General features: G+C 69.5%; 14 protein-coding genes. 3 read left to right on the forward strand and 11 right to left on the reverse strand.

Going from position 1 to position 19,822, the window contains the following annotated elements; translation table 11 throughout:
- Nucleotides 1-46: 46 nt before the first annotated feature.
- The 10 genes from AB5J55_RS09995 to uvrC all read right to left on the reverse strand — a co-directional run bounded on the left by AB5J55_RS09995 (nucleotide 47) and on the right by uvrC (nucleotide 12,600).
- Nucleotides 47-382: an RNA polymerase-binding protein RbpA gene (locus AB5J55_RS09995; RefSeq protein WP_003957010.1), complete on the reverse strand. Its 336-nt coding sequence runs from the start codon at nucleotides 380-382 to the stop codon at nucleotides 47-49.
- Between the two features lie 201 nt (nucleotides 383-583).
- Entirely contained in the window at nucleotides 584-814 is a 231-nt protein-coding gene (gene secG, locus AB5J55_RS10000; protein ID WP_328430621.1) for a preprotein translocase subunit SecG, read from the reverse strand.
- A 102-nt stretch (nucleotides 815-916) separates the two neighbouring features.
- Nucleotides 917-1,693 carry a triose-phosphate isomerase gene (gene tpiA / locus AB5J55_RS10005; protein ID WP_369270308.1) on the reverse strand — a complete coding sequence of 259 codons (777 nt, stop codon included), beginning with the start codon at nucleotides 1,691-1,693 and terminating at the stop codon, nucleotides 917-919.
- A gap of 6 nt (nucleotides 1,694-1,699) precedes the next feature.
- Nucleotides 1,700-2,911, reverse strand: a complete 1,212-nt coding sequence (gene pgk / locus AB5J55_RS10010; protein ID WP_369270309.1) for a phosphoglycerate kinase — start codon at nucleotides 2,909-2,911, stop codon at nucleotides 1,700-1,702.
- Nucleotides 2,912-3,067: 156 nt separating this feature from the next.
- Nucleotides 3,068-4,075, reverse strand: coding sequence for a type I glyceraldehyde-3-phosphate dehydrogenase (gap, locus tag AB5J55_RS10015; protein WP_369270310.1), 1,008 nt, complete (start codon nucleotides 4,073-4,075; stop codon nucleotides 3,068-3,070).
- A gap of 229 nt (nucleotides 4,076-4,304) precedes the next feature.
- Nucleotides 4,305-7,259, reverse strand: coding sequence for a M14 family zinc carboxypeptidase (locus AB5J55_RS10020; RefSeq protein ID WP_369270311.1), 2,955 nt, complete (start codon nucleotides 7,257-7,259; stop codon nucleotides 4,305-4,307).
- Nucleotides 7,260-7,410: 151 nt separating this feature from the next.
- Nucleotides 7,411-8,400 (reverse strand): DNA-binding protein WhiA, encoded by a 990-nt coding sequence (gene whiA, locus AB5J55_RS10025; RefSeq protein ID WP_055621477.1) that lies wholly within the window; start codon nucleotides 8,398-8,400, stop codon nucleotides 7,411-7,413.
- Complete coding sequence (yvcK, locus tag AB5J55_RS10030) at nucleotides 8,391-9,458, reverse strand: uridine diphosphate-N-acetylglucosamine-binding protein YvcK (protein WP_369270312.1); 1,068 nt, start codon at nucleotides 9,456-9,458, stop codon at nucleotides 8,391-8,393. Before yvcK ends, whiA begins: the two co-directional genes overlap by 10 nt.
- A complete protein-coding gene (gene rapZ, locus AB5J55_RS10035) occupies nucleotides 9,455-10,471 on the reverse strand; it encodes an RNase adapter RapZ (protein ID WP_369270313.1) in 1,017 nt (338 codons plus the stop codon). Before rapZ ends, yvcK begins: the two co-directional genes overlap by 4 nt.
- Complete coding sequence (uvrC, locus tag AB5J55_RS10040) at nucleotides 10,468-12,600, reverse strand: excinuclease ABC subunit UvrC (RefSeq protein ID WP_369270314.1); 2,133 nt, start codon at nucleotides 12,598-12,600, stop codon at nucleotides 10,468-10,470. The genes rapZ and uvrC overlap by 4 nt, the downstream gene beginning before the upstream one ends.
- 668 nt (nucleotides 12,601-13,268) lie before the next feature.
- Between uvrC and AB5J55_RS10045 the strand changes: the two genes are divergently transcribed.
- The 3 genes from AB5J55_RS10045 to AB5J55_RS10055 all read left to right on the forward strand — a co-directional run bounded on the left by AB5J55_RS10045 (nucleotide 13,269) and on the right by AB5J55_RS10055 (nucleotide 16,453).
- On the forward strand, nucleotides 13,269-14,225 hold the full coding sequence (locus AB5J55_RS10045; protein ID WP_369270315.1) for a hypothetical protein: 957 nt from the start codon (nucleotides 13,269-13,271) through the stop codon (nucleotides 14,223-14,225).
- A gap of 180 nt (nucleotides 14,226-14,405) precedes the next feature.
- A complete protein-coding gene (locus tag AB5J55_RS10050) occupies nucleotides 14,406-15,545 on the forward strand; it encodes a LacI family DNA-binding transcriptional regulator (RefSeq protein WP_369276145.1) in 1,140 nt (379 codons plus the stop codon).
- A complete protein-coding gene (locus tag AB5J55_RS10055; protein WP_369270316.1) occupies nucleotides 15,542-16,453 on the forward strand; it encodes a carbohydrate kinase in 912 nt (303 codons plus the stop codon). Before AB5J55_RS10050 ends, AB5J55_RS10055 begins: the two co-directional genes overlap by 4 nt.
- Before the next feature lie 174 nt (nucleotides 16,454-16,627).
- On the opposite strand, the gene uvrA is transcribed toward AB5J55_RS10055, so the two are convergent.
- Entirely contained in the window at nucleotides 16,628-19,684 is a 3,057-nt protein-coding gene (gene uvrA / locus AB5J55_RS10060) for an excinuclease ABC subunit UvrA (RefSeq protein WP_369270317.1), read from the reverse strand.
- Nucleotides 19,685-19,822 lie beyond the last annotated feature (138 nt).

Here is a 19,822-nt window from a genome sequence, read left to right on the forward strand (position 1 = left end):
TACAGATCCGGCCGGGCACCCGAGGGTGTCCGGCCGGCCTCAATTCCTAGATCTCGCCCCGCAGTTTGGCGAGCGCCTCGGCGAGGATCGCCTCGCCGTCCGCGTCACTGCGCCGCTCCCGTACATACGCGAGGTGCGTCTTGTAGGGCTCGGTGCGCGGCGGGTCCGGCGGGTTGTCCCGGTCCTGTCCGGCGGGAAAGCCGCAGCGCGGGCAGTCCCAGGTGTCGGGAACCTGCGCGTCGCTGGCGAAGGAGGGCTGGGTCTCATGCCCGTTGGAGCACCAGAAGGAGATGCGCAGCCGGGGCGCGGACTCGCCCCGCTCGGCCTCGCCCATCGGCCCCGCCCCGACCCGGCTTCCTCGGATCGCGTTGCCACTTGCCACGGTCGTAACTCCCTGCGTGATGGTGCCGCGAAGCGAGTCGGCGTTTCGCTTCGCTGCGAGCGCCTCAGTCTACGTAAGGCCCAACGCGCGTCCAGTGATTGGAGTTACAGAGCCCTCACACCTAGACGCAAGCCCCATGATAGGCCGCGCTCAGCTGCGCGTACCGAACATGGGGCCTTACGTGTGGATTGTGCGTGCCGGTCAGTTGTTCACCTTCATCAGGACACCGAGCACGACAATGCACGCGAACCACAGCAAACCGACCACAACGGTGATCCGGTCGAGGTTGCGCTCGGCGACCGAGGAGCCACCGACGGACGACTGCATGCCGCCACCGAACATGTCGGAGAGGCCGCCGCCCTTGCCCTTGTGCATCAGCACCAGCAGCATCAGCAGCCCGCTGAAGACGATCAGGGCGATCGAGAACCCCATAACCACGGCTGGACCAACTTCCTCGGATCTGGATGGACGACAGGGGCACAGCCACTGAGCTGTGCCCCCGCAAGGGTACGACGGATCCCGCTTACCAGGAACTCACTGGTCGCGGAACCGCACGATCTTGACGAACTCGTCGGCGTCCAGCGAGGCACCGCCGACCAGGGCGCCGTCGATGTCGGCCTGGGCCATGATCTCCGCGACGTTGCCCGCCTTCACGGAGCCGCCGTACTGGATGCGGACCTGGTCGGCCAGCTCCTGCGAGTACAGCTCGGCGATCTTGCCGCGGATGGCGGCGCAGACCTCCTGGGCGTCCTCCGTGCCGCAGACCTTGCCGGTGCCGATGGCCCAGACGGGCTCGTAGGCGATCACGATGGTCTCGGCCTGCTCGGCCGGGAGGTCCTTCAGACCGCCCTCGACCTGGGCGAGGGTGTGGGAGACGTGGTTGCCCGCCTCGCGGACGTGCAGCTCCTCGCCCACGCACAGGATCGGGGTCAGGCCGTGCTTGTAGGCGGCCTTGACCTTGGCGTTGACGATCTCGTCGGTCTCGGCGTGGTACTGGCGGCGCTCGGAGTGGCCGATCGCCACGTACGTGCACTTCAGCTTGGCCAGCATCGGGCCGGAGATCTCGCCGGTGTAGGCGCCGGAGTCGTGGGCCGAGATGTCCTGGGCGCCGTACTTGATCTTCAGCTTGTCGCCGTCGACCAGGGTCTGCACGGAGCGCAGGTCGGTGAAGGGCGGCAGGACGGCGACCTCGACGGCCTCGTAGTCCTTGTCGGCCAGGGCGAAGGCGAGCTTCTGGACGTGCGCGATGGCCTCGAGGTGGTTGAGGTTCATCTTCCAGTTGCCCGCCATCAGCGGCGTGCGCGTGCTCATAAAGGGTCAGTCCTCCAGTGCGGCGAGGCCGGGGAGCGTCTTGCCCTCGAGGTATTCGAGGGAGGCGCCGCCACCGGTCGAGATGTGGCCGAATGCCGTCTCGTCGAAGCCCAGGGTGCGGACGGCCGCGGCGGAGTCGCCACCGCCGACCACGGTGAAGCCCTTGGATTCGACGAGGGCCTGGGCGACCGCCTTGGTGCCCTCGGCGTAGTCGGGGTGCTCGAAGACGCCCATGGGGCCGTTCCAGAAGACGGTGGCGGCGTCGGCGAGCTTCGAGGCGTACAGCTTGCGGGTCTCCGGACCGATGTCCAGGCCCTCCTGGTCGGCCGGGATGGCGTCCGCGGCGACGGTCGTGGGGTTGGCCGGGGCCTTGGTCTTCAGGTCCGGGAACTCGGTGGAGACCAGGACGTCGACCGGCAGGACGATTTCGACGCCGTTCTTCTCGGCGCGCTCCATGTACTCGGTGACGACCGGGATCTGGTCCGCCTGGAGGAGGGAGATGCCGACCTCGTAGCCCTTGGCCTTGAGGAAGGTGTACGCCATGCCGCCGCCGATGAGGAGCCGGTCGGCCTTGGCGAGGAGCTGGTCGATGACGGCGAGCTTGTCGGACACCTTGGCGCCGCCGAGCGCGACGACGTAGGGCCGCTTGACGTCCTCAGTGAGCTTCTTCAGGACGCCGACCTCGTTCGCGATGAGGTAGCCGGCGTAGTGCGGCAGCTTGGCCGGGAGGTCGTACACGGAGGCGTGCTTGCGGTGCACCGCACCGAAGCCGTCGCCGACGTAGACGTCCACGAGGGCGGCCAACCGGTCGGCGAAGGCGCCGCGCTCGGCGTCGTCCTTGCTCGTCTCACCGGCGTTGAAGCGGAGGTTCTCGACGACCGCGACCTGACCGTCGGCGAGGCCGGCGACCACGGCCCGGGCGGACTCGCCGACCGTGTCGTTCGCGAACGCGACGTCCGCGCCGAGCAGTTCACCGAGGCGCGCGGCGGCGGGGGCCAGGGAGAACGCGGGGTCCGGGGCACCCTTGGGACGGCCCAGGTGCGAGGCGACGACCACGCGGGCGCCCGCATCGGCCAGCGCCTTGACGGTGGGCAGGACGGCGCGGATACGGCCGTCGTCGGTGATCGTGGTGCCGTCCAGCGGCACGTTCAGGTCGGCGCGGACGAAGACCCGCTTACCGGCGACGCCTTCGGAGAGAAGTTCGTCGATCGTCTTCATGAAGGGGACTCCTGAGAAGGGCTCGTGATCGCTCGTAAGTGCTCGCAAGCACTCGTGATCCAACAGGTCTGATCTGCACGTGAGTCAGGGCTCGAACGGCGCGTCCCTGCGCCGCCCGAGCCCTGCTCTCATATCAATGCGCCTGCTCTGGATATATCAGAGCTGGTTGCCGACGAAGACCGTGAGGTCGACGAGGCGGTTGGAGTAGCCCCACTCGTTGTCGTACCAGCCCAGGATCTTCACCGAGGTGCCCTCCTGGACCATGGTCAGGGAGGAGTCGAAGGTGCAGGACGACGGGTCGCTGACGATGTCCGAGGAGACGATCTCGTCCTCGGTGTAGGACAGGTAGCCCTGCAGCTCGCCCTCGGCGGCCTTCTTGAACGCCGCGTTGACCTCGTCCTTGGTGACCTCGCGCGACAGCTCCACGACCAGGTCGGTGGCCGAGCCGGTCGGGACCGGGACACGCATCGCGATGCCGTCCAGCTTGCCCTTGAGTTGCGGCAGGACCAGGGCGGTGGCCTTGGCGGCACCGGTCGTGGTCGGGATGATGTTCTCCGCGGCGGCACGGGCGCGGCGCAGGTCCTTGTGCGGGAAGTCCAGGATGCGCTGGTCGTTCGTGTACGCGTGCACGGTCGTCATCAGACCCTTGACGATGCCGAAGTTCTCGTCGAGGACCTTCGCCATCGGCGCCACACAGTTGGTGGTGCAGGAGGCGTTGGAGATGACGTGGTGGTTCGCCGGGTCGTACTTGTTCTCGTTGACGCCCATCACGATGGTGATGTCCTCGTCCTTGGCCGGAGCCGAGATGAGGACCTTCTTGGCGCCGCCGGCAAGGTGCTTGGCGGCGTCGTCCTTCTTGGTGAAGATGCCGGTCGACTCGATGACGATGTCGACGCCCAGCTCACCCCAGGGGATGTCGGCCGGGTTGCGCTCGGACAGCACCTTGATGGTGTGGCCGTCGACGGTGATCGTGTCGGCGGTGTGGGTGACCTCGTGCTTGAGCCGACCCAGGATGGTGTCGTACTTCAGCAGGTGCGCCGTGGTCGCGGTGTCACCCAGGTCGTTGACAGCCACGATCTCGATGTCAGCGCCCTGCTCCAGCAGCGCGCGGAAGTAGTTGCGACCGATACGACCGAAGCCGTTGATGCCTACGCGGATCGTCACGAACCGATCTCCTCGTTGGTACGCCGGCCATGCGGTGCCGGCGAGCTCTGTTTGGGATGTCCCCGACCGCCTACGACCCTACCTCCCTGAGACCTCCGTGGTGACATCCAGATGCCTCATACACGGCACGGCGGTCCGTACCCGCCAGTAGGGGTACGGACCGCCCCGCCCGGAAGCCGGGATCACTCGATTTGGTCACTGTGCGTTGCGCACGGTTGACCTCGGCGTGTCACTCGTCAAGTGAGTCGAGGGCCTTTCCGATGAGCGCCGTTCGGTCGGCCGCCGCGGTGACGTGTTCCAGGCCGAAGCCCAGCAGCACCGTGTCGTCCGTGGTGATCGCACCGTACGTCTGGAACAGCGCCCCGGTGCGCGCCCAGTCCTTGAGGACGGCCGGGCTGCCCGCGGGCGGTCCGGTCACGCTCCAGGCGCCGAGCGACGTCTCGAAGTCCTCGGTCCCGGTGGCCGTGCCGCCGACGACGAGCGCGGCCTGGTCGGCGAGGACGCCGCGACCGCCGAAGCCGGGGTCGGAGACATAGCTGATCGAGATCTCGACCGACTTGCCGGCATACGCGCTCAGGTCGAACTCCACCTGCTTCCAGCCCGCGGAGGCGCCGGTGAGGGCGTTCCACTGGCCGCTGGTGCCGGACGCGGTGCAGCCCGCGGCCGACTGCGTCAGGTAGTGCTTGAGCCAGGGGTGCTCGGCCATGTAGAAGCCGGCCTCGCACTCCGCGGGCACCGTGTTGCTGCTGGCTCCGCCCTTCTCGGGAAGCGTCGTCCAGTCCTCACCGCCGGTGGTGTGAGCCTCGATCAGGACGTTGTCGTAACCGGGCTCGACGTCCCACAGCAACTGGGTGCGCAGGGTCGGCTGCTGTGCCGCGGTCACACCGGTGAGGTCGACGGTCCTGGTGAGCCGCTTGTAGGCGTCGTCGGTGTGCACGGCGGCCGCCATCCACGAACCCGCGTAGGGGCCGTACGGGTTGACCGTTCCGGCGAACTGGCCCGCGCCCGCGCTGGCGAACTGCGGGTACGTGTCGACGGCCAACTGGTCCGAGGTGACGCTGTAACTCCCGGCCTTGTCCAGCGGGTTGCCCGTGGCGTCGCCGAGCACTCCGGTGAAGCCGCCGAGCTCGCCGGAACCGGTGAAGCCGGTGGCGCCGGGGAGCGACGTACGGGAGTAGGCGCCCAGGTAGTACTGGCTGAAGTCGTTCGACAGGGTGCCACCGCCGAGGTCGACGTTGCCGCCGGCCTGCTCGCCCGCCTCCATCAGCTTGCCGCCCTCGTTGAGGTAGGCACGCAGCTGGAGTTGGGTGGCGTTACCGGGGACGTTCGCGCCGGTGTAGTGGACGACCGTGTCGAAGTGGCCGAGCACGCCGAGGGCGTCGGGCGCGCCCTGAGTGGCGACGTCCCAGACGATCGCCCGGTGGCCGTTGGCCTTGAGCGCGTCGACGTACTTCTGCGCGTGGGCGGCGCCGGCGCCTTCCTCCGCGACCACGAGGACGTCCGCGCGCGGCCGTTCGGCCACGGTGTAGGTGAAGTGCTCGCTGGAGACCTTCTTTCCGCTCCTGGTCTCGCCGGTGAACCACACCTCGACCTTGTCGCCCCGGTCGCCGTCGGCGACCTTGGCGCGGTACTCGTCGAAGTAGAGGTTGTCCTCACCGCCGTACGTCTCGCCGCCCTTCCAGGGCCTGAGCGCCATGTCGTGCGTACGGCCGCCGTTGACGCGGTACTTGAGTTCCTTGTCGCGCACGGACTTGCGGACGACGACGGAGACCTCCTGGTCGGCGCCGCGGGAGTACGACGTGGTGAAGGGTGCCGGGGTGAAGTCGGCGGCCTTCAGGCCGAGCGAGGAGGACGGCTGGTCGGGGTGCGCGGCGGACTCGGCGACGGAGAGCGCGAACGGGACGTTCTTGGCGAACTCCTGCTGGATCAGCTTCTCGTCGTCCGGGAAGTTGAAGACCGACTGGCAGTCCCGGGCGTTCCACTGGTCGTTCGGGTCGATGTTCGACGCGGTCTGGCAGGTCGACATCTCGGGCGTGAACATCGCGATGCCGTTGACGTTGGAGGCGTGGCCGTCCGCCTCGCCGTTCGTCGTGTAGAGCTCCGAGGAGACCTGCGGGTGGTAGCCCGGGATCGCGGGGTTGTCCGGCGTGCCGGCGAGGGCCTTGTAGAGGACGTCGTCCGGAGTGTTGGTCGCCACCTGCCAGCCGACCCCGTACAGGATGAGTTCGGCGGCGGAGTGGTAGTTGATGCCGTAGTCGAAGCCGATACGGCGCTCCAAGGCGTCCAGCGCCTTCGTCTCCGGCTCGGAGCCCGGGGCGGCGCCGCGGTAGGTCTCGCTGGTGGGGTTCGGGGACGAACCCTCGTCGTCGTAGCCCCACTTGTAGGGGAAGTTGCGGTTGAGGTCGACGCCGTCGCCGGTGCTGATGGCGCCGTCGCCGTTGATGTCACGCAGGTTCTTGCGCCACAGGCGGGTGCTGGAGTCCCGGAAGGTGTAGTCGTAGCCGTCGGGGTTGGCCGAGAGGACGAACCACAGCTCGGTCGAGTCGACGATCTTCTTGACGCGCTTGTCCGTCTTGTAGTTGTCCAGGTAGTGGTGCATCAGGCGCCGGGTCATCTCCGGCGTGATCCACTCGCGCGCGTGCTGGTTGGAGGCGTACAGGACGGAGGGCTTGGAGCCGTCCTTCGTCTTCTTGGCGTTCTTGGTGAGCTTGAGCGCCAGGATGTCCTGGCCGCCCACTGTCTTGCCGATGGAGACGACCTTGGTGAGGCCGGGGTTCTCCTGCCCCGTCCGGACGATCTCCTCCTTGAGCCCCCCGCTACCGCTGTACGGGCGGTACACGCCCTCCGCGGCCTTCTCGGTACGGGCCTCAGCACTGGCGGAGAGGTCGTGCTCGGTGAGCTCGACGCCCTGCTTCTCCAGCTTCTCGGCCTGGTCGTCGGTGAGGTAGACCTCGACGGTGGCCTTGCCCTTCTCGGGCGCCTGCTCACTGAGTTCGTGGCCGTCCTGACCGGCCGCCAGCAGCAGGGGTACCTGCTTCTTGGTGACTTCGGCGCGGAAGACCTTGACTTCGCTCGGGTCGCTATCTTGTGAACTTCCCGGTTGCGCCTGGGCGATCGGTGCGATACTCGCTCCGCCTATCAGGAGCGCACCGGCAGCGAGGATCGATCTCGCTCTGGGTCTCATGAACCCCCCTAGCAGTGTTTCGCCACAGTGACGAATGACTGCCAGGCTCATGCCACATCACGGTCCCGTCAAGAGTGCCGCAAAGACTGACAAATACCGGTGCCGACCTCCCAAGTGGACATCGGCACCGGCGGGTTGACGAGCCCTCACCTCACCCCACGAGGTTGTCCGCCAGCTCATCCGAGAGGTTCGCCTCCGTGCCCGGGATGCCCAGGTCCTGAGCCCGCTTGTCGGCCATGGCCAGCAGTCGGCGGATACGGCCGGCGACGGCGTCCTTCGTCAGCGGCGGGTCCGCGAGGGCGCCCAGCTCTTCGAGGGAGGCCTGCTTGTGCTCCATGCGCAGTCGGCCGGCGGCCGCGAGGTGCTCGGGGACCTCCTCGCCGAGGATCTCCAGGGCGCGCTGTACACGGGCGCCGGCGGCGACGGCCGCACGGGCGGAGCGGCGGAGGTTGGCGTCGTCGAAGTTGGCGAGGCGGTTCGCCGTGGCGCGGACCTCGCGGCGCATCCGGCGCTCCTCCCAGGCCAGCACGGACTCGTGCGCACCGAGGCGGGTCAGCAGGGCGCCGATCGCGTCGCCGTCCCGGACGACCACGCGGTCCACGCCGCGCACCTCGCGGGCCTTCGCCGCGATCGACAGCCGACGGGCCGCGCCGACCAGGGCGAGCGCGGCCTCGGGGCCCGGGCAGGTCACTTCCAGGGAGGAGGAGCGGCCGGGCTCGGTGAGCGAGCCGTGCGCCAGGAACGCACCGCGCCAGGCGGCCTCGGCGTCACAGGTGGCCCCGGACACCACCTGCGGGGGCAGGCCGCGAATCGGGCGGCCCCGCCCGTCGACCAGGCCGGTCTGCCGGGCCAGCTGGTCACCGCCGGCGACCACCCGTACGACGTAGCGCGAACCGCGGCGCAGCCCGCCCGGCGCCATCACGATCAGCTCGGAGCTGTGGCCGAAGATCTCCAGGATGTCCCGCTTGAGCCGGCGCGCCGCCATCGCGGTGTCCAGCTCCGCCTCGATCACAATGCGCCCGCTCACCAGATGGAGGCCGCCGGCGAACCGCAGAATGGCGGAGACCTCCGCCTTCCTGCAGCAGGTCCGGGTGACGGGGAGCCGGGAGATCTCATCCTTCACCGCTGCCGTCATCGCCATGGGCCGATCCTTCCATGCATCCGAAAAATACGGTCGTACGCGGCGGCGAGCAGCTCCGGGTCGTGCCGGGGCGTCCCGTCCGTCCGGGCCACCGGGGCCAGCTCGACCGCGGCGCCGAGCCGCTTGGCCGCCTCGGTGAGCACATCGCGGTCGGGCACGGCAGCCTCGTCGGCCAGCACCACGTCCAGGGCGAGTTTAGGGGCGTGTCGCCCCAAAACCTCCAAATGACGCTGCGGTGAGAAGCCTTCGGTTTCTCCCGGCTGCGGCGCGAGGTTCAGGGAGAGTACCCGGCGGGCCTTCGTCTCGGTGAGGGCGTCCAGGAGTTCCGGCACGAGCAGGTGCGGGATGACCGAGGAGAACCAGGACCCGGGGCCGAGCACCACCCAGTCCGCGTCCCGGACGGCGGCGACGGCCTCCGGAACGGCGGGCGGGTCGTGCGGCACCACGTGCACCGACTGCACCTCACCGCAGGTGAGGGCGACGTTCGCCTGCCCGCGGACGGTGTCGACCTCCTCGGGCCGGTCCGGGTCGTGCCCCTTGACCAGGGCCTGCAGCTCCAGCGGCACGGCGGACATGGGCAGCACGCGCCCGTGCGCGCCGAGCAGCTTGCCGACCAGGTCGAGGGCCTGGACGTGGTCGCCGAGCTGCTCCCACAGGGCGACGATCAGCAGGTTGCCGACCGCGTGGTCGTGCAGGTCGCCCTTGGAGTGGAAGCGGTGCTGGATGACGCGGGACCAGGTCTGGCCCCAGTCGTCGTCGCCGCACAGCGCGGCCAGCGCCTTGCGCAGGTCGCCGGGCGGCAGCACGCCCAGCTCGTCACGCAGGCGCCCGCTGGAGCCGCCGTCATCCGCCACGGTGACGACGGCGGTGAGATCGCCGGTGATCCGGCGCAGCGCGGCGAGCGAGGCGGAAAGGCCCATGCCGCCGCCGAGGGCGACGACCTTGGGCTGGGCGCCCCGGCGGCGTGGCCTGGCGCCACGGGCCTCGGCGGGTCGGGCGGCGCGTGACTCGGGCACCGCCCGGCGCAGCCTGCCCAGCCGCGGTGTACGTCCCGTCATTCCCGTCCCATGTCCCGGTGTACGACCACCGTCTCCACGCCCTGGGAGGCGAGGCGGGCGGCGAGCTTTTCGGAGGTGGCGACCGAGCGGTGCTTGCCGCCGGTGCAGCCGACCGCGATGGTCACGTACCGCTTGCCCTCACGGCGGTATCCGGCCGCGATGAGCTGGAGCAGCTCGGAGTAGCGGTCGATGAATTCCTTCGCGCCGGGCTGGTTGAAGACGTACGCCGACACCTCCTCGTTGAGGCCGGTGAAGGGGCGCAGCTCCGGGACCCAGTGCGGGTTGGGCAGGAAGCGCATGTCCACGACCAGGTCGGCGTCGACCGGGAGGCCGTACTTGAAGCCGAAGGACATGACCGTGGCCCGCAGCTCGGGCTCCTCGTCGCCGGCGAACTGGGCGTCCATCTTGGCCCGCAGCTCGTGCACGTTGAGGCTGGAGGTGTCGATCACCAGGTCGGCGTCGCCGCGCAGCTCGCGCAGCAGTTCGCGTTCGGCGGCGATGCCGTCGACGATGCGGCCGTCGCCCTGGAGGGGGTGCGGACGGCGCACCGACTCGAAGCGGCGCACCAGGGCGTCGTCCGAGGACTCCAGGAAGACGATCCGGCGTGTCACACCCCGGGTGTCGAGGTCGGACAGCGACTCACGGAGGTTGTCGAAGAAGCGGCGGCCGCGGACGTCGACGACCACCGCGATCCGCGCCACGTTGCCCTGGGAGCGGGCGCCGAGCTCCACCATGGTGGGGATCAGCGCGGGCGGGAGGTTGTCGACGACGAACCAGCCGAGGTCCTCCAGACACTTGGCTGCCGTCGAGCGGCCGGCCCCCGACATGCCGGAGATGATCACCAGCTCGGGGATGGCCGCCTCGGGGACCCCGGCTGCGTCGGCGCCCGTACTCACCTGTGCTCCGTCTTCCTGGGGTGCGTCCTGCTGGGTGAGATCCTCGCCGTCCTTCCTGTGCGTGTCCTGAGCCTGTTCATCTCGCTCGCCTGTGGGTTGTGTCTCGTGCTCGCTCATCTCTCCTGCCCCCGTCGTTCGTCCGGGGCGCCCGCGGACACGGGCTCCCCCGAGGTCTCCGCCGTCGTATCGGATTCCTCGTCTTCCATGATCTCTCCAGTCGCCGTGTTCACGGCGGGTGCGGCCGGGGCCGCCCGAGCGAAGGCGATGGCGATCGCCTCGGCTGTCTTGCGACCTATGCCCGGAACCTCGCAGATCTGGTCGATTGTCGCGGATCGCAGCCTCTTCACCGAACCGAAGTGCTTGATCAGCGCCTGCTTGCGGGTCTCACCGAGGCCGGGGACGTCGTCCAGCGGGCTGGACCGGAAACGCTTGGCCCGCTTGGTGCGCTGGTAGGTGATCGCGAAGCGGTGCGCCTCGTCCCGGACGCGCTGGAGCAGATAGAGGCCCTCGCTGGTGCGGGGCAGGACGACCGGGTCGTCCTCGCCGGGCAGCCAGACCTCCTCCAGGCGCTTGGCGAGGCCGCAGACGGCGATGTCGTCGATGCCGAGCTCGTCCAGGGCCCGCTGGGCGGCCGCGACCTGCGGCTGTCCGCCGTCGACGACGACGAGCTGCGGCGGGTAGGCGAAGCGCTTGGGCCGGCCGTCGTCCTCCTTGAGGCCGTTGCCCCGGCCGTCGGTGACGTCGTCGTCGAGGCCGTCGGCGATGGGCGCGGAGGAGGTGTCGGTGAGGGGGCCGGTCGACGTGTCACCGAGGCTGTTCTCACCGTCGGCCCACTCGCCCGTCTTCTCCTTCTCCGCGAGGTAGCGCCGGAAGCGACGGGTGATCACCTCGTGCATGGAGCGAACGTCGTCCTGGCCCTCGAAGCCCTTGATCTGGAAGCGGCGGTACTCGCTCTTGCGCTGGAGGCCGTCTTCGAAGACGACCATGGAGGCCACGACGTCGTCGCCCTGAAGGTGGGAGATGTCGTAGCACTCGATCCTGAGTGGGGCGCTGTCCAGGTCGAGGGCGTCGGCGATCTCCTCCAGTGCACGCGAGCGCGTGGTCAGGTCGGAGGCGCGCTTGGTCTTGTGCAGGACGAGCGCCTGCTGGGCGTTGCGCTCCACGGTCTCCATGAGGGCGCGCTTGTCGCCTCGCTGGGGGATGCGCAGGGAGACGCCCGAGCCGCGCCGGCCGGTCAGCCACTCCTGCACGGGCTCCACCGGGTCGGGCAGGGCGGGGACGAGGACCTCCTTGGGCACGGCGTCCCCGGTCTCCTCGCCATAGAGCTGCTGGAGCGCGTGCTCGACGAGGGCGCCGGTGGTGATCTCCTCGACCTTGTCGGTCACCCAGCCGCGCTGGCCGCGCACCCGGCCGCCGCGGACGTGGAAGATCTGCACGGCCGCCTCGAGCTCGTCCTCGGCGACCGCGATGAGGTCGGCGTCGGTCGCGTCGGCGAGCACGACCGCGTTCTTCTCCATGGCCTTCTTCAGGGCCTCGATGTCGTCGCGCAGGCGGGCGGCGCGCTCGTACGCCATCTCGTCGGCCGCCTCCGTCATCTGCTTCTCCAGGCGGCGCAGATAAGTGCTCGTGCGGCCGGTCATGAAGTCGCAGAACTCATCGGCCAGTTCGCGGTGCTCCTCGGCGGAGACGCGGTCCACGCAGGGGGCGGAGCACTTGCCGATGTAGCCGAGCAGGCAGGGGCGGCCGGTGCGGCGGGCGTTCTTGAAGACGCCTGCCGAGCAGGTGCGCACGGGGAAGACGCGCAGGAGGAGGTCGACGGTGTCGCGGATCGCCCACGCGTGCGCGTACGGCCCGAAATACCTGACGCCCTTCTTCTTGTGACCGCGCATCACCTGCACGCGCGGGAACTCCTCGTTCATCGTCACCGCGAGGTACGGGTAGCTCTTGTCGTCTCGGTACTTGACGTTGAACCGGGGGTCGTACTCCTTGATCCAGGAGTACTCCAGCTGCAGGGCCTCGACCTCCGTGGACACCACTGTCCACTCCACGGACGCGGCCGTGGTGACCATCGAGCGGGTGCGCGGATGCAGACCCGCGAGGTCCTGGAAGTAGTTCGCCAGGCGCTGGCGCAGGCTCTTCGCCTTTCCGACGTAGATCACCCGGCGGTGCTCGTCACGGAACCTGTACACCCCGGGCGAGTCCGGGATCTGTCCCGGCTTGGGGCGGTAGCTGGAGGGGTCGGCCATGTCTCACACCCTACTGGCGCCCGCTGACACTCCGGCGAGGCTGCGGACAACGGGACCGGCCGTTCGGCGGGACTCCAGGAAGGCGAGAACGGCCAGGACACGGCGGTGGTCGGCGCCGGCCCCCGCGAGTCGCGGCCCTGGTGGACTGACCGGTGGATCACCCTCGGCTGCGCGGTCCGTCTCACTGGCGTACGTGCGGTCCATTTCACTGGTGTACGCGCGGTCCGTCTCACTGGCGCACGTGACGACGAGCACACCGGCGCTGTGCGCGCGGGTGGCCGCCGTCGGCGTGAATGGACGGGTGACCTCGGCCGCGGGCTCCGTCGGGGGCACGGTCGCAGGCGGAGCTGTGCCTGGTGAGCCCACGCACCGACATGGCCCCTGCCTGGTCACCGGGCAGAACCTCCGCCGGCGGGGGCAACACCAGGACCGGCACCGCGACTTGAGAGGACCGCGCGGGCAGCGGCGTCGGGACTCGGCCAGGGTGCGCGGCTGTTGGGCGGCAGGTGTTGTCGGGACTTGGTCAACACGCTTCAATGCGGTGGAACTCGGGGCCCTGAACGACGGCGTACGGATGTGAAGACCCCCGCCGCGCCTACGGGGTGGCCCCGACGAGCCGCGCGACCGGTCTGACCAGCCGTTGTGAACAACCACAGAAAGGCCCCTGCATGCCGCACGCCACTCAGCACGCGGACGTCCCCACCGTCGCCACCGCGGAACTGGACACGGCCCTGCGAGGCGGCCCCTTTCACGTCGCCCTGCGTGCGGCGATAGCCGCCCGGGGACTGCCGCTGCAGCGGGTGCAGCACCATCTGTCCCGGCGCGGGGTGAGGGTCGGCGTCACCAGCCTGAGCTACTGGCAGCAGGGGGCCCGTCGGCCCCAGCGCCCCGAGTCACTGCGTGCGGTGCGGGCGTTGGAGGAGATACTCCAGCTTCCGGAGGAGTCCCTGATCCGGCTGCTCGCCGAGGCCGACGACCACTCCACCCTGCAGCAGCCGGCGGCCCGCTCCTACCGCTCCCTGGTGGAGGCCTCGGGGGTCCTGGAACAGCTCCTGGCCGAACTGGACTGCCCGACCGACGGCGGCCTGCACACCCTCGCCCACCACGAGCGGGTACACATCGGGGCGCGCCGCGAGCTGGCGGGGCGCGAGTCGCACCACATCGTGCGCGCCCACAGGGACGGTGTGGACCGCTTCGTCGCCGTCCACCACGGCGACCCGGGCTGCGTGCCGGAGCGCATGACAGTGCACGCCGTGGAGAACTGCCGCACGGGACGGGTCCGTTGGCACCACGACACCGGCGTCCTGGTGGCGGAGCTGCTCTTCGGTACGCGTCTGCGGGCGGGCGACACGTACCTCTTCCGTTACGGCGTCGAGGACGGCACGGCCGACGTGTCCCGCGAGTACGCCCGGGGCTTCCCGCTCGCGGGCGGCCAGTACGCTCTCCAGGTCCGGTTCGCCGAGAATGCCCTCCCCGTCCGCTGTCACCGGTTCTCCCAGCACTCGGCGGCGGCGCCCCGCAGCGGCCGTCAGGGGCTGGCCATCAGCGGACCGCACCGGTCCGTCCACCTGGTCGAGCCGCGGGTGCGGTCGGGGATCGTGGGCATCGGGTGGGAGTGGGAGTGAGCTGAGGCGTCGGCCGCCCCTCTGCCAGGCTCGCCCGGCCCAGGCTCTTGACGGAGGGGACGTAAACGATTGCGCAAGCGTTTACGTCCGGCGCCGAATGGGATACGTTCCCGGCCAGAACCCCGCGGCGAGCGGGGTGCGGTGACCCAGGGAGGGGCACGGCACAGGGAGGGGATCGTGATGGCAACCATGGCCGACGTCGCGCGGAGCGCCGGCGTGTCCGTGGCGACCGTCTCGCATGTGCTGAACGGCACCCGGCCGGTGCTGCCCCACACCCGCCAAGCGGTGCTGGACGCCATGGACGAGCTCGGCTACACACCCAACACCCTCGCCCGTTCCCTCGTGACCTCCCGAACCCGGTCCATCGGGCTCGCGGTGTCGGCGATCAGCAACCCCTACTTCACCGAGATACTCCAGGGCGTCGAAGCGGGCGCCCTGGAACACGGCTACGGCCTGCTCATCGCCGACCCGCACGACGATCCCGTGCATGAACGCAAGGTCGTCCAGCTCCTGCATGAACGCCGCGTGGACGGCATGATCGTCGCTCCTTCCGCCGAGCCTCACGAGCTCCTCGCCTATCTCGGGCGCCACAAGGTGCCGACCGTCCTCCTCGACCGCGTGGTCGACGCCCCGGCGGACAGCTCGACGAGGTTCGACCAGGTCGGCGCCGACAGTGCCGAACCCATGGCGCGGCTGGTCACCCATCTCGCGGACCTCGGCCACCGTCGAATCGGCCTGGTCGCCGGTCTGCCGGGGCTCAGCACGACCGGTGAACGGCTCACCGGGTACCGCGACGGCCTGACGGCGGCCGGGCTCGCGTACGACGAGCGCCTCGTCGTACACGGCGACTCCGAGTCGGCCGCAGCCGAACGGGCCACCGCCGCGCTGTTGTCGCTCGCCGCTCCGCCCACCGCGCTCGTCACCGCCAACAACGCGATGACCATCGGTGCCCTGCGCACCCTGCGTGACCACGGTCTGTCCGTGCCCGGCGACATCGCGTTGTGCTGCTTCGACGACTTCGCCTGGGCCGACCTGTTCTCGCCCAGGCTCACCGCGATAGCCCAGCCCAGCCGGGACATCGGCGCTCAGGCGGTCCGCGTGCTCCTGGACCGCCTCGCCTCACCGGACGGACCAGCCAGGACCGTACGTCTCCCCTGCACCTTCGTGCATCGCACCTCGTGCGGGTGCGCCGAAGAGCCGGGGCGGTCCGGGAGGTCCGCGAGGCGCGAGAAATCCGCGAGGTCCGCGGGCACCGCCAAGCCCTCGACACCCGACAGTCCCGAACAGCCCCTGACGTCCGTGAAAGGAACCGTCTCGTGATCGTCGTCGCAGGTGAGGCCCTGATCGACCTGGTACCGCAGGGCACGGGCGCCCTCTCGAGCCTGAAGCCGGCGCTCGGCGGCGGCCCCTACAACACCGCCGTGTCCCTCGGCCGCCTCGGCTCCCCCACCGCCTTCTGTTCCCGAACCTCCTATGACGCCTTCGGTGAGGCCCTGCTCGACGGGCTGCGGGCGTCCGGGGTGGATGTGTCGGCCGTGCAGCGCGGTGTGGAGCCGACCACGCTCGCGGTCGCCACTATCGACGCCAAGGGCTCTGCCGCCTACTCCTTCTACGTCGACGGCACCGCCGACCGGCTCTTCACGGCGCCCGCCGAGCTGCCCGCGGGGGCCCGCGCTGTGTCCTTCGGTACCTGCTCGCTCGTCCTGGAACCGGGGGCGAGCGCCTATGAGGAGCTGATGCGCAGCGCTGCCTCGCAAGGGGTGTTCACCGCGCTCGACCCGAACATCCGGGCCGGGCTCATCCCCGACCCGGATGGATACCGGGCCCGGTTCAAGAGCTGGCTGCCGTCGGTGTCGCTGCTGAAGCTCTCCGAGGAGGACGCGTTGTGGCTGGGCGGCACGCCGCGCGAGTGGCTGGCCGCGGGGCCTTCGGCCGTCGTGATCACTCGGGGCGGTGAGGGGCTGACCGCCTTCACGCGGGACGGCGCCGAGCACTCCGTGGCGGGTGAGGAGGTCGACGTCGTGGACACGATCGGTGCGGGCGACACCGTGAACGCGGCCCTGCTGCACGGCCTGGCCGCCCAGGACGCCCTGTCCGCCGAGGCGCTCGCGGGGCTGGGCGCCGACGGCTGGACACGGCTGCTGCGGTTCGCGGCGCGGGCTGCCGCGATCACCTGCTCCCGGGCGGGCGCCGAGCCGCCGTATGCCTCCGAAGTGGGGGACTTCTAAGAGGCGTTCCGCTGCGCGGCCTTCTGTTCCATTCGATTCCACTGTTGAGCAGTCAAGGTTCGTAGCAGCCGCAGGAATCGGGCCGCTGATGATCCAACGTGCGGCGCCCCGCGGGGAGTTCCCGCGGGGCGCCGCACTTTTTCAGGATGTGTCCGGGCTCGTTGCTCGTGAGCCTCAGGCCTTGCGGGCCCGCGTCGCCTTCTTCGCGGGCGTCGCCTTCTTCGCGGCAGCTGCCTTCTTCGTGGCCCCGGCCGCCTTGTCGGTGGCCTTGTTGTTGACCGTCTTCGCGGTCCTGGCCGTCGCCGTCTTCTTCGCCGTCGCTCCTGCCGCGACCGTCTTCTTGGCGGCCGTCCGTCGTGGCGCCTTCACCGGGGCGGCGTCGCTGATCCGGTCGGCGTCGAGGATCTCGCGCAGGAACTTGCCGGTGTGGCTGGCGGGGACCGCGGCAACCTGCTCGGGGGTGCCCTCGGCGATGACGAGGCCACCGCCGGCGCCACCTTCGGGGCCCATGTCCACGACCCAGTCAGCGGTCTTGATCACGTCGAGGTTGTGCTCGATGACGATGACCGTGTTGCCCTTGTCGACCAGGCCGGACAGCACCCTCAGCAGCTTGCTGATGTCCTCGAAGTGCAGACCGGTGGTCGGCTCGTCGAGAACGTAGACCGTGCGGCCGGTGGAGCGCTTCTGCAGCTCGCTGGCGAGCTTCACCCGCTGGGCCTCACCGCCGGACAGCGTCGTCGCGGACTGTCCGAGCCGGACATAGCCGAGACCGACGTCGTTCAGCGTCCTGAGGTGACGGTTGATCGACGGGACGGCCTCGAAGAAGTCCATGGCTTCCTCGATCGGCATGTTCAGGACCTCGGCGATGGACTTGCCCTTGTAGTGGACCTCCAGGGTCTCCCGGTTGTACCGGGCGCCGTGGCAGACCTCGCACGGGACGTAGACGTCCGGGAGGAAGTTCATCTCGATCTTGATGGTGCCGTCGCCCGCGCAGTTCTCGCAGCGGCCGCCCTTGACGTTGAAGGAGAAGCGGCCCGGCATGTAGCCGCGGACCTTCGCCTCGGTGGTCTCGGCGAACAGCTTGCGGATGTGGTCGAACACGCCGGTGTACGTCGCCGGGTTCGACCGCGGGGTGCGGCCGATGGGCGACTGGTCGACGTGCACGACCTTGTCCACGAGGTCGTCGCCGTCCACCCGCGTGTGCCGCCCGGGCACGCTGCGGGCGCCGTTCAGCTCGCGTGCGAGGTGCGTGTACAGGATGTCGTTGACCAGCGTGGACTTGCCGGAGCCGGACACACCGGTGACCGCGGTGAACACTCCCAGGGGGAACGAGACGTCGATGTCCTGGAGGTTGTTCTCGCGGGCGCCGTGCACCGTGAGCTGCCGGGACGGGTCGTGCGGGCGTCGGATGTCGGGCAGCGGGATCGACTTCTTGCCGGCCAGGTACTGACCGGTCTGCGACTCGGCGTTGGCGAGCAGCTCCTTCAGGGAGCCGCTGTGCACGACCTTGCCGCCGTGCTCACCGGCGCCGGGGCCGATGTCGACGATCCAGTCGGCGACCTTGATGGTGTCCTCGTCGTGCTCGACAACGATGAGCGTGTTGCCCATGTCGCGCAGCCGGACCAGGGTCTCGATCAGCCGGTGGTTGTCGCGCTGATGCAGACCGATGGACGGCTCGTCGAGCACGTACAGCACGCCGACGAGTCCGGAACCGATCTGGGTGGCCAGGCGGATGCGCTGGGCCTCGCCACCGGAGAGCGTGCCGGCCGCGCGGTTGAGTGAGAGGTAGTCCAGGCCGACGTCGACCAGGAACCGCAGCCGCTCGTTGACCTCCTTCAGCACGCGCTCGGCGATCTTCTTGTCGCGGGCGTTGAGCTTCAGCTCGCCCAGGAATTCCGCGCAGTCGCTGATGGACATCGCGGAGACCTCGGCGATCGACTTCTCCATGATCGTGACCGCGAGGACGATCGGCTTCAGGCGCGTGCCCTCACAGGTGGGGCAGGGCACCTCGCGCATGTAGCCCTCGAAGCGCTCACGGCTGGCGTCGCTCTCCGCCTCGCTGTGCCGGCGCTTGACGAAGGGGACGGCCCCTTCGAACGGCGTCGTGTACACCCGCTCGCGGCCGTAACGGTTGCGGTAGCGGACCTCGATCTGCGTCTTGTGGCCGTACAGCAGGGCCTTCCTGGCGCGCTGCGGCAGTCCCGCGAACGGGATGTCCGTCCGGAATCCCAACGCGTCCGCGAGGGCGCCGATCAGACGGCCGAAGTAGTCCTTGGTGTGACCGTGCGACCAGGGGTGGATGGCGCCCTCGTCGAGGGTCTTGTCCTCGTCCGGGACGATCAGCTCGGGGTCGACCTCCATGCGCGTGCCGATGCCGGTGCACTCGGGGCAGGCGCCGAAGGGCGAGTTGAAGGAGAAGGAGCGCGGCTCCAGCTCCTCGAAGGAGAGGTCGTCGTACGGGCAGTACAGGTGCTCCGAGTACATGCGCTCGCGCTCGGGGTCGTCCTCGGGGAGGTCGACGAAGTCGAGCACGACCATGCCGCCGGACAGGCCGAGGGCGGTCTCCACGGAGTCGGTGAGCCGGCGCTTGGCGGAGTCCTTCACCGTGAGGCGGTCGACGACCACCTCGATGGTGTGCTTCTCCTGCTTCTTCAGCGTGGGCGGGTTGGACAGCTGGATCGTCTCGCCGTCCACACGCGCGCGGGAGTAGCCCTTGGTCTGGAGGTCGGCGAAGAGATCGACGAACTCGCCCTTGCGCTCGCGCACCAGCGGCGACAGGACCTGGAAGCGGCTCCCCTCCGGCAGCTCCAGGACCCTGTCGACGATGGCCTGCGGCGACTGGCGCGAGATCGGGCGGCCGCACTCGGGGCAGTGCGGCTTGCCGATGCGCGCGAAGAGCAGACGCAGATAGTCGTAGACCTCGGTGATGGTGCCGACCGTCGAGCGCGGGTTGCGCGAGGTCGACTTCTGGTCGATGGAGACGGCCGGGGACAGACCCTCGATGAAGTCGACGTCCGGCTTGTCCATCTGACCGAGGAACTGCCGGGCGTAGGACGACAGCGACTCCACGTAACGCCGCTGTCCCTCGGCGAAGATCGTGTCGAAGGCCAGCGAGGACTTACCCGACCCCGACAGGCCCGTGAAGACGATGAGCGAGTCGCGCGGCAGGTCGAGCGAGACATTCTTCAGGTTGTGCTCGCGCGCGCCACGGACGATGAGACGGTCGGCCACGCCGGTCCGCACCTTTCTTGAGAGAAGTGACAGGGGGCGAGGCCCCCGTGTTTTCTCGGACTAGGCCCCCGTGTTCCTCAGACTAGGGGGAGCCACTGACAACGCCGGTCGGATTCCCGAATGGGACAACAATCCCGA

Source organism: Streptomyces sp. R11 (assembly GCF_041051905.1).
Taxonomy (GTDB): domain Bacteria; phylum Actinomycetota; class Actinomycetes; order Streptomycetales; family Streptomycetaceae; genus Streptomyces.

Bases quoted from the DNA above. Each gene is read 5' to 3' on its own strand.
- secG (WP_328430621.1), bottom strand. From the start codon at position 814: ATGGGGTTCTCGATCGCCCTGATCGTCTTCAGCGGGCTGCTGATGCTG.
- tpiA (WP_369270308.1), bottom strand. From the start codon at position 1,693: ATGAGCACGCGCACGCCGCTGATGGCGGGCAACTGGAAGATGAACCTC.
- pgk (WP_369270309.1), bottom strand. From the start codon at position 2,911: ATGAAGACGATCGACGAACTTCTCTCCGAAGGCGTCGCCGGTAAGCGG.
- AB5J55_RS10020 (WP_369270311.1), bottom strand. From the start codon at position 7,259: ATGAGACCCAGAGCGAGATCGATCCTCGCTGCCGGTGCGCTCCTGATA.
- whiA (WP_055621477.1), bottom strand. From the start codon at position 8,400: ATGGCGATGACGGCAGCGGTGAAGGATGAGATCTCCCGGCTCCCCGTC.
- yvcK (WP_369270312.1), bottom strand. From the start codon at position 9,458: ATGACGGGACGTACACCGCGGCTGGGCAGGCTGCGCCGGGCGGTGCCC.
- rapZ (WP_369270313.1), bottom strand. From the start codon at position 10,471: ATGAGCGAGCACGAGACACAACCCACAGGCGAGCGAGATGAACAGGCT.
- uvrC (WP_369270314.1), bottom strand. From the start codon at position 12,600: ATGGCCGACCCCTCCAGCTACCGCCCCAAGCCGGGACAGATCCCGGAC.
- AB5J55_RS10045 (WP_369270315.1), top strand. From the start codon at position 13,269: ATGCCGCACGCCACTCAGCACGCGGACGTCCCCACCGTCGCCACCGCG.
- AB5J55_RS10050 (WP_369276145.1), top strand. From the start codon at position 14,406: ATGGCAACCATGGCCGACGTCGCGCGGAGCGCCGGCGTGTCCGTGGCG.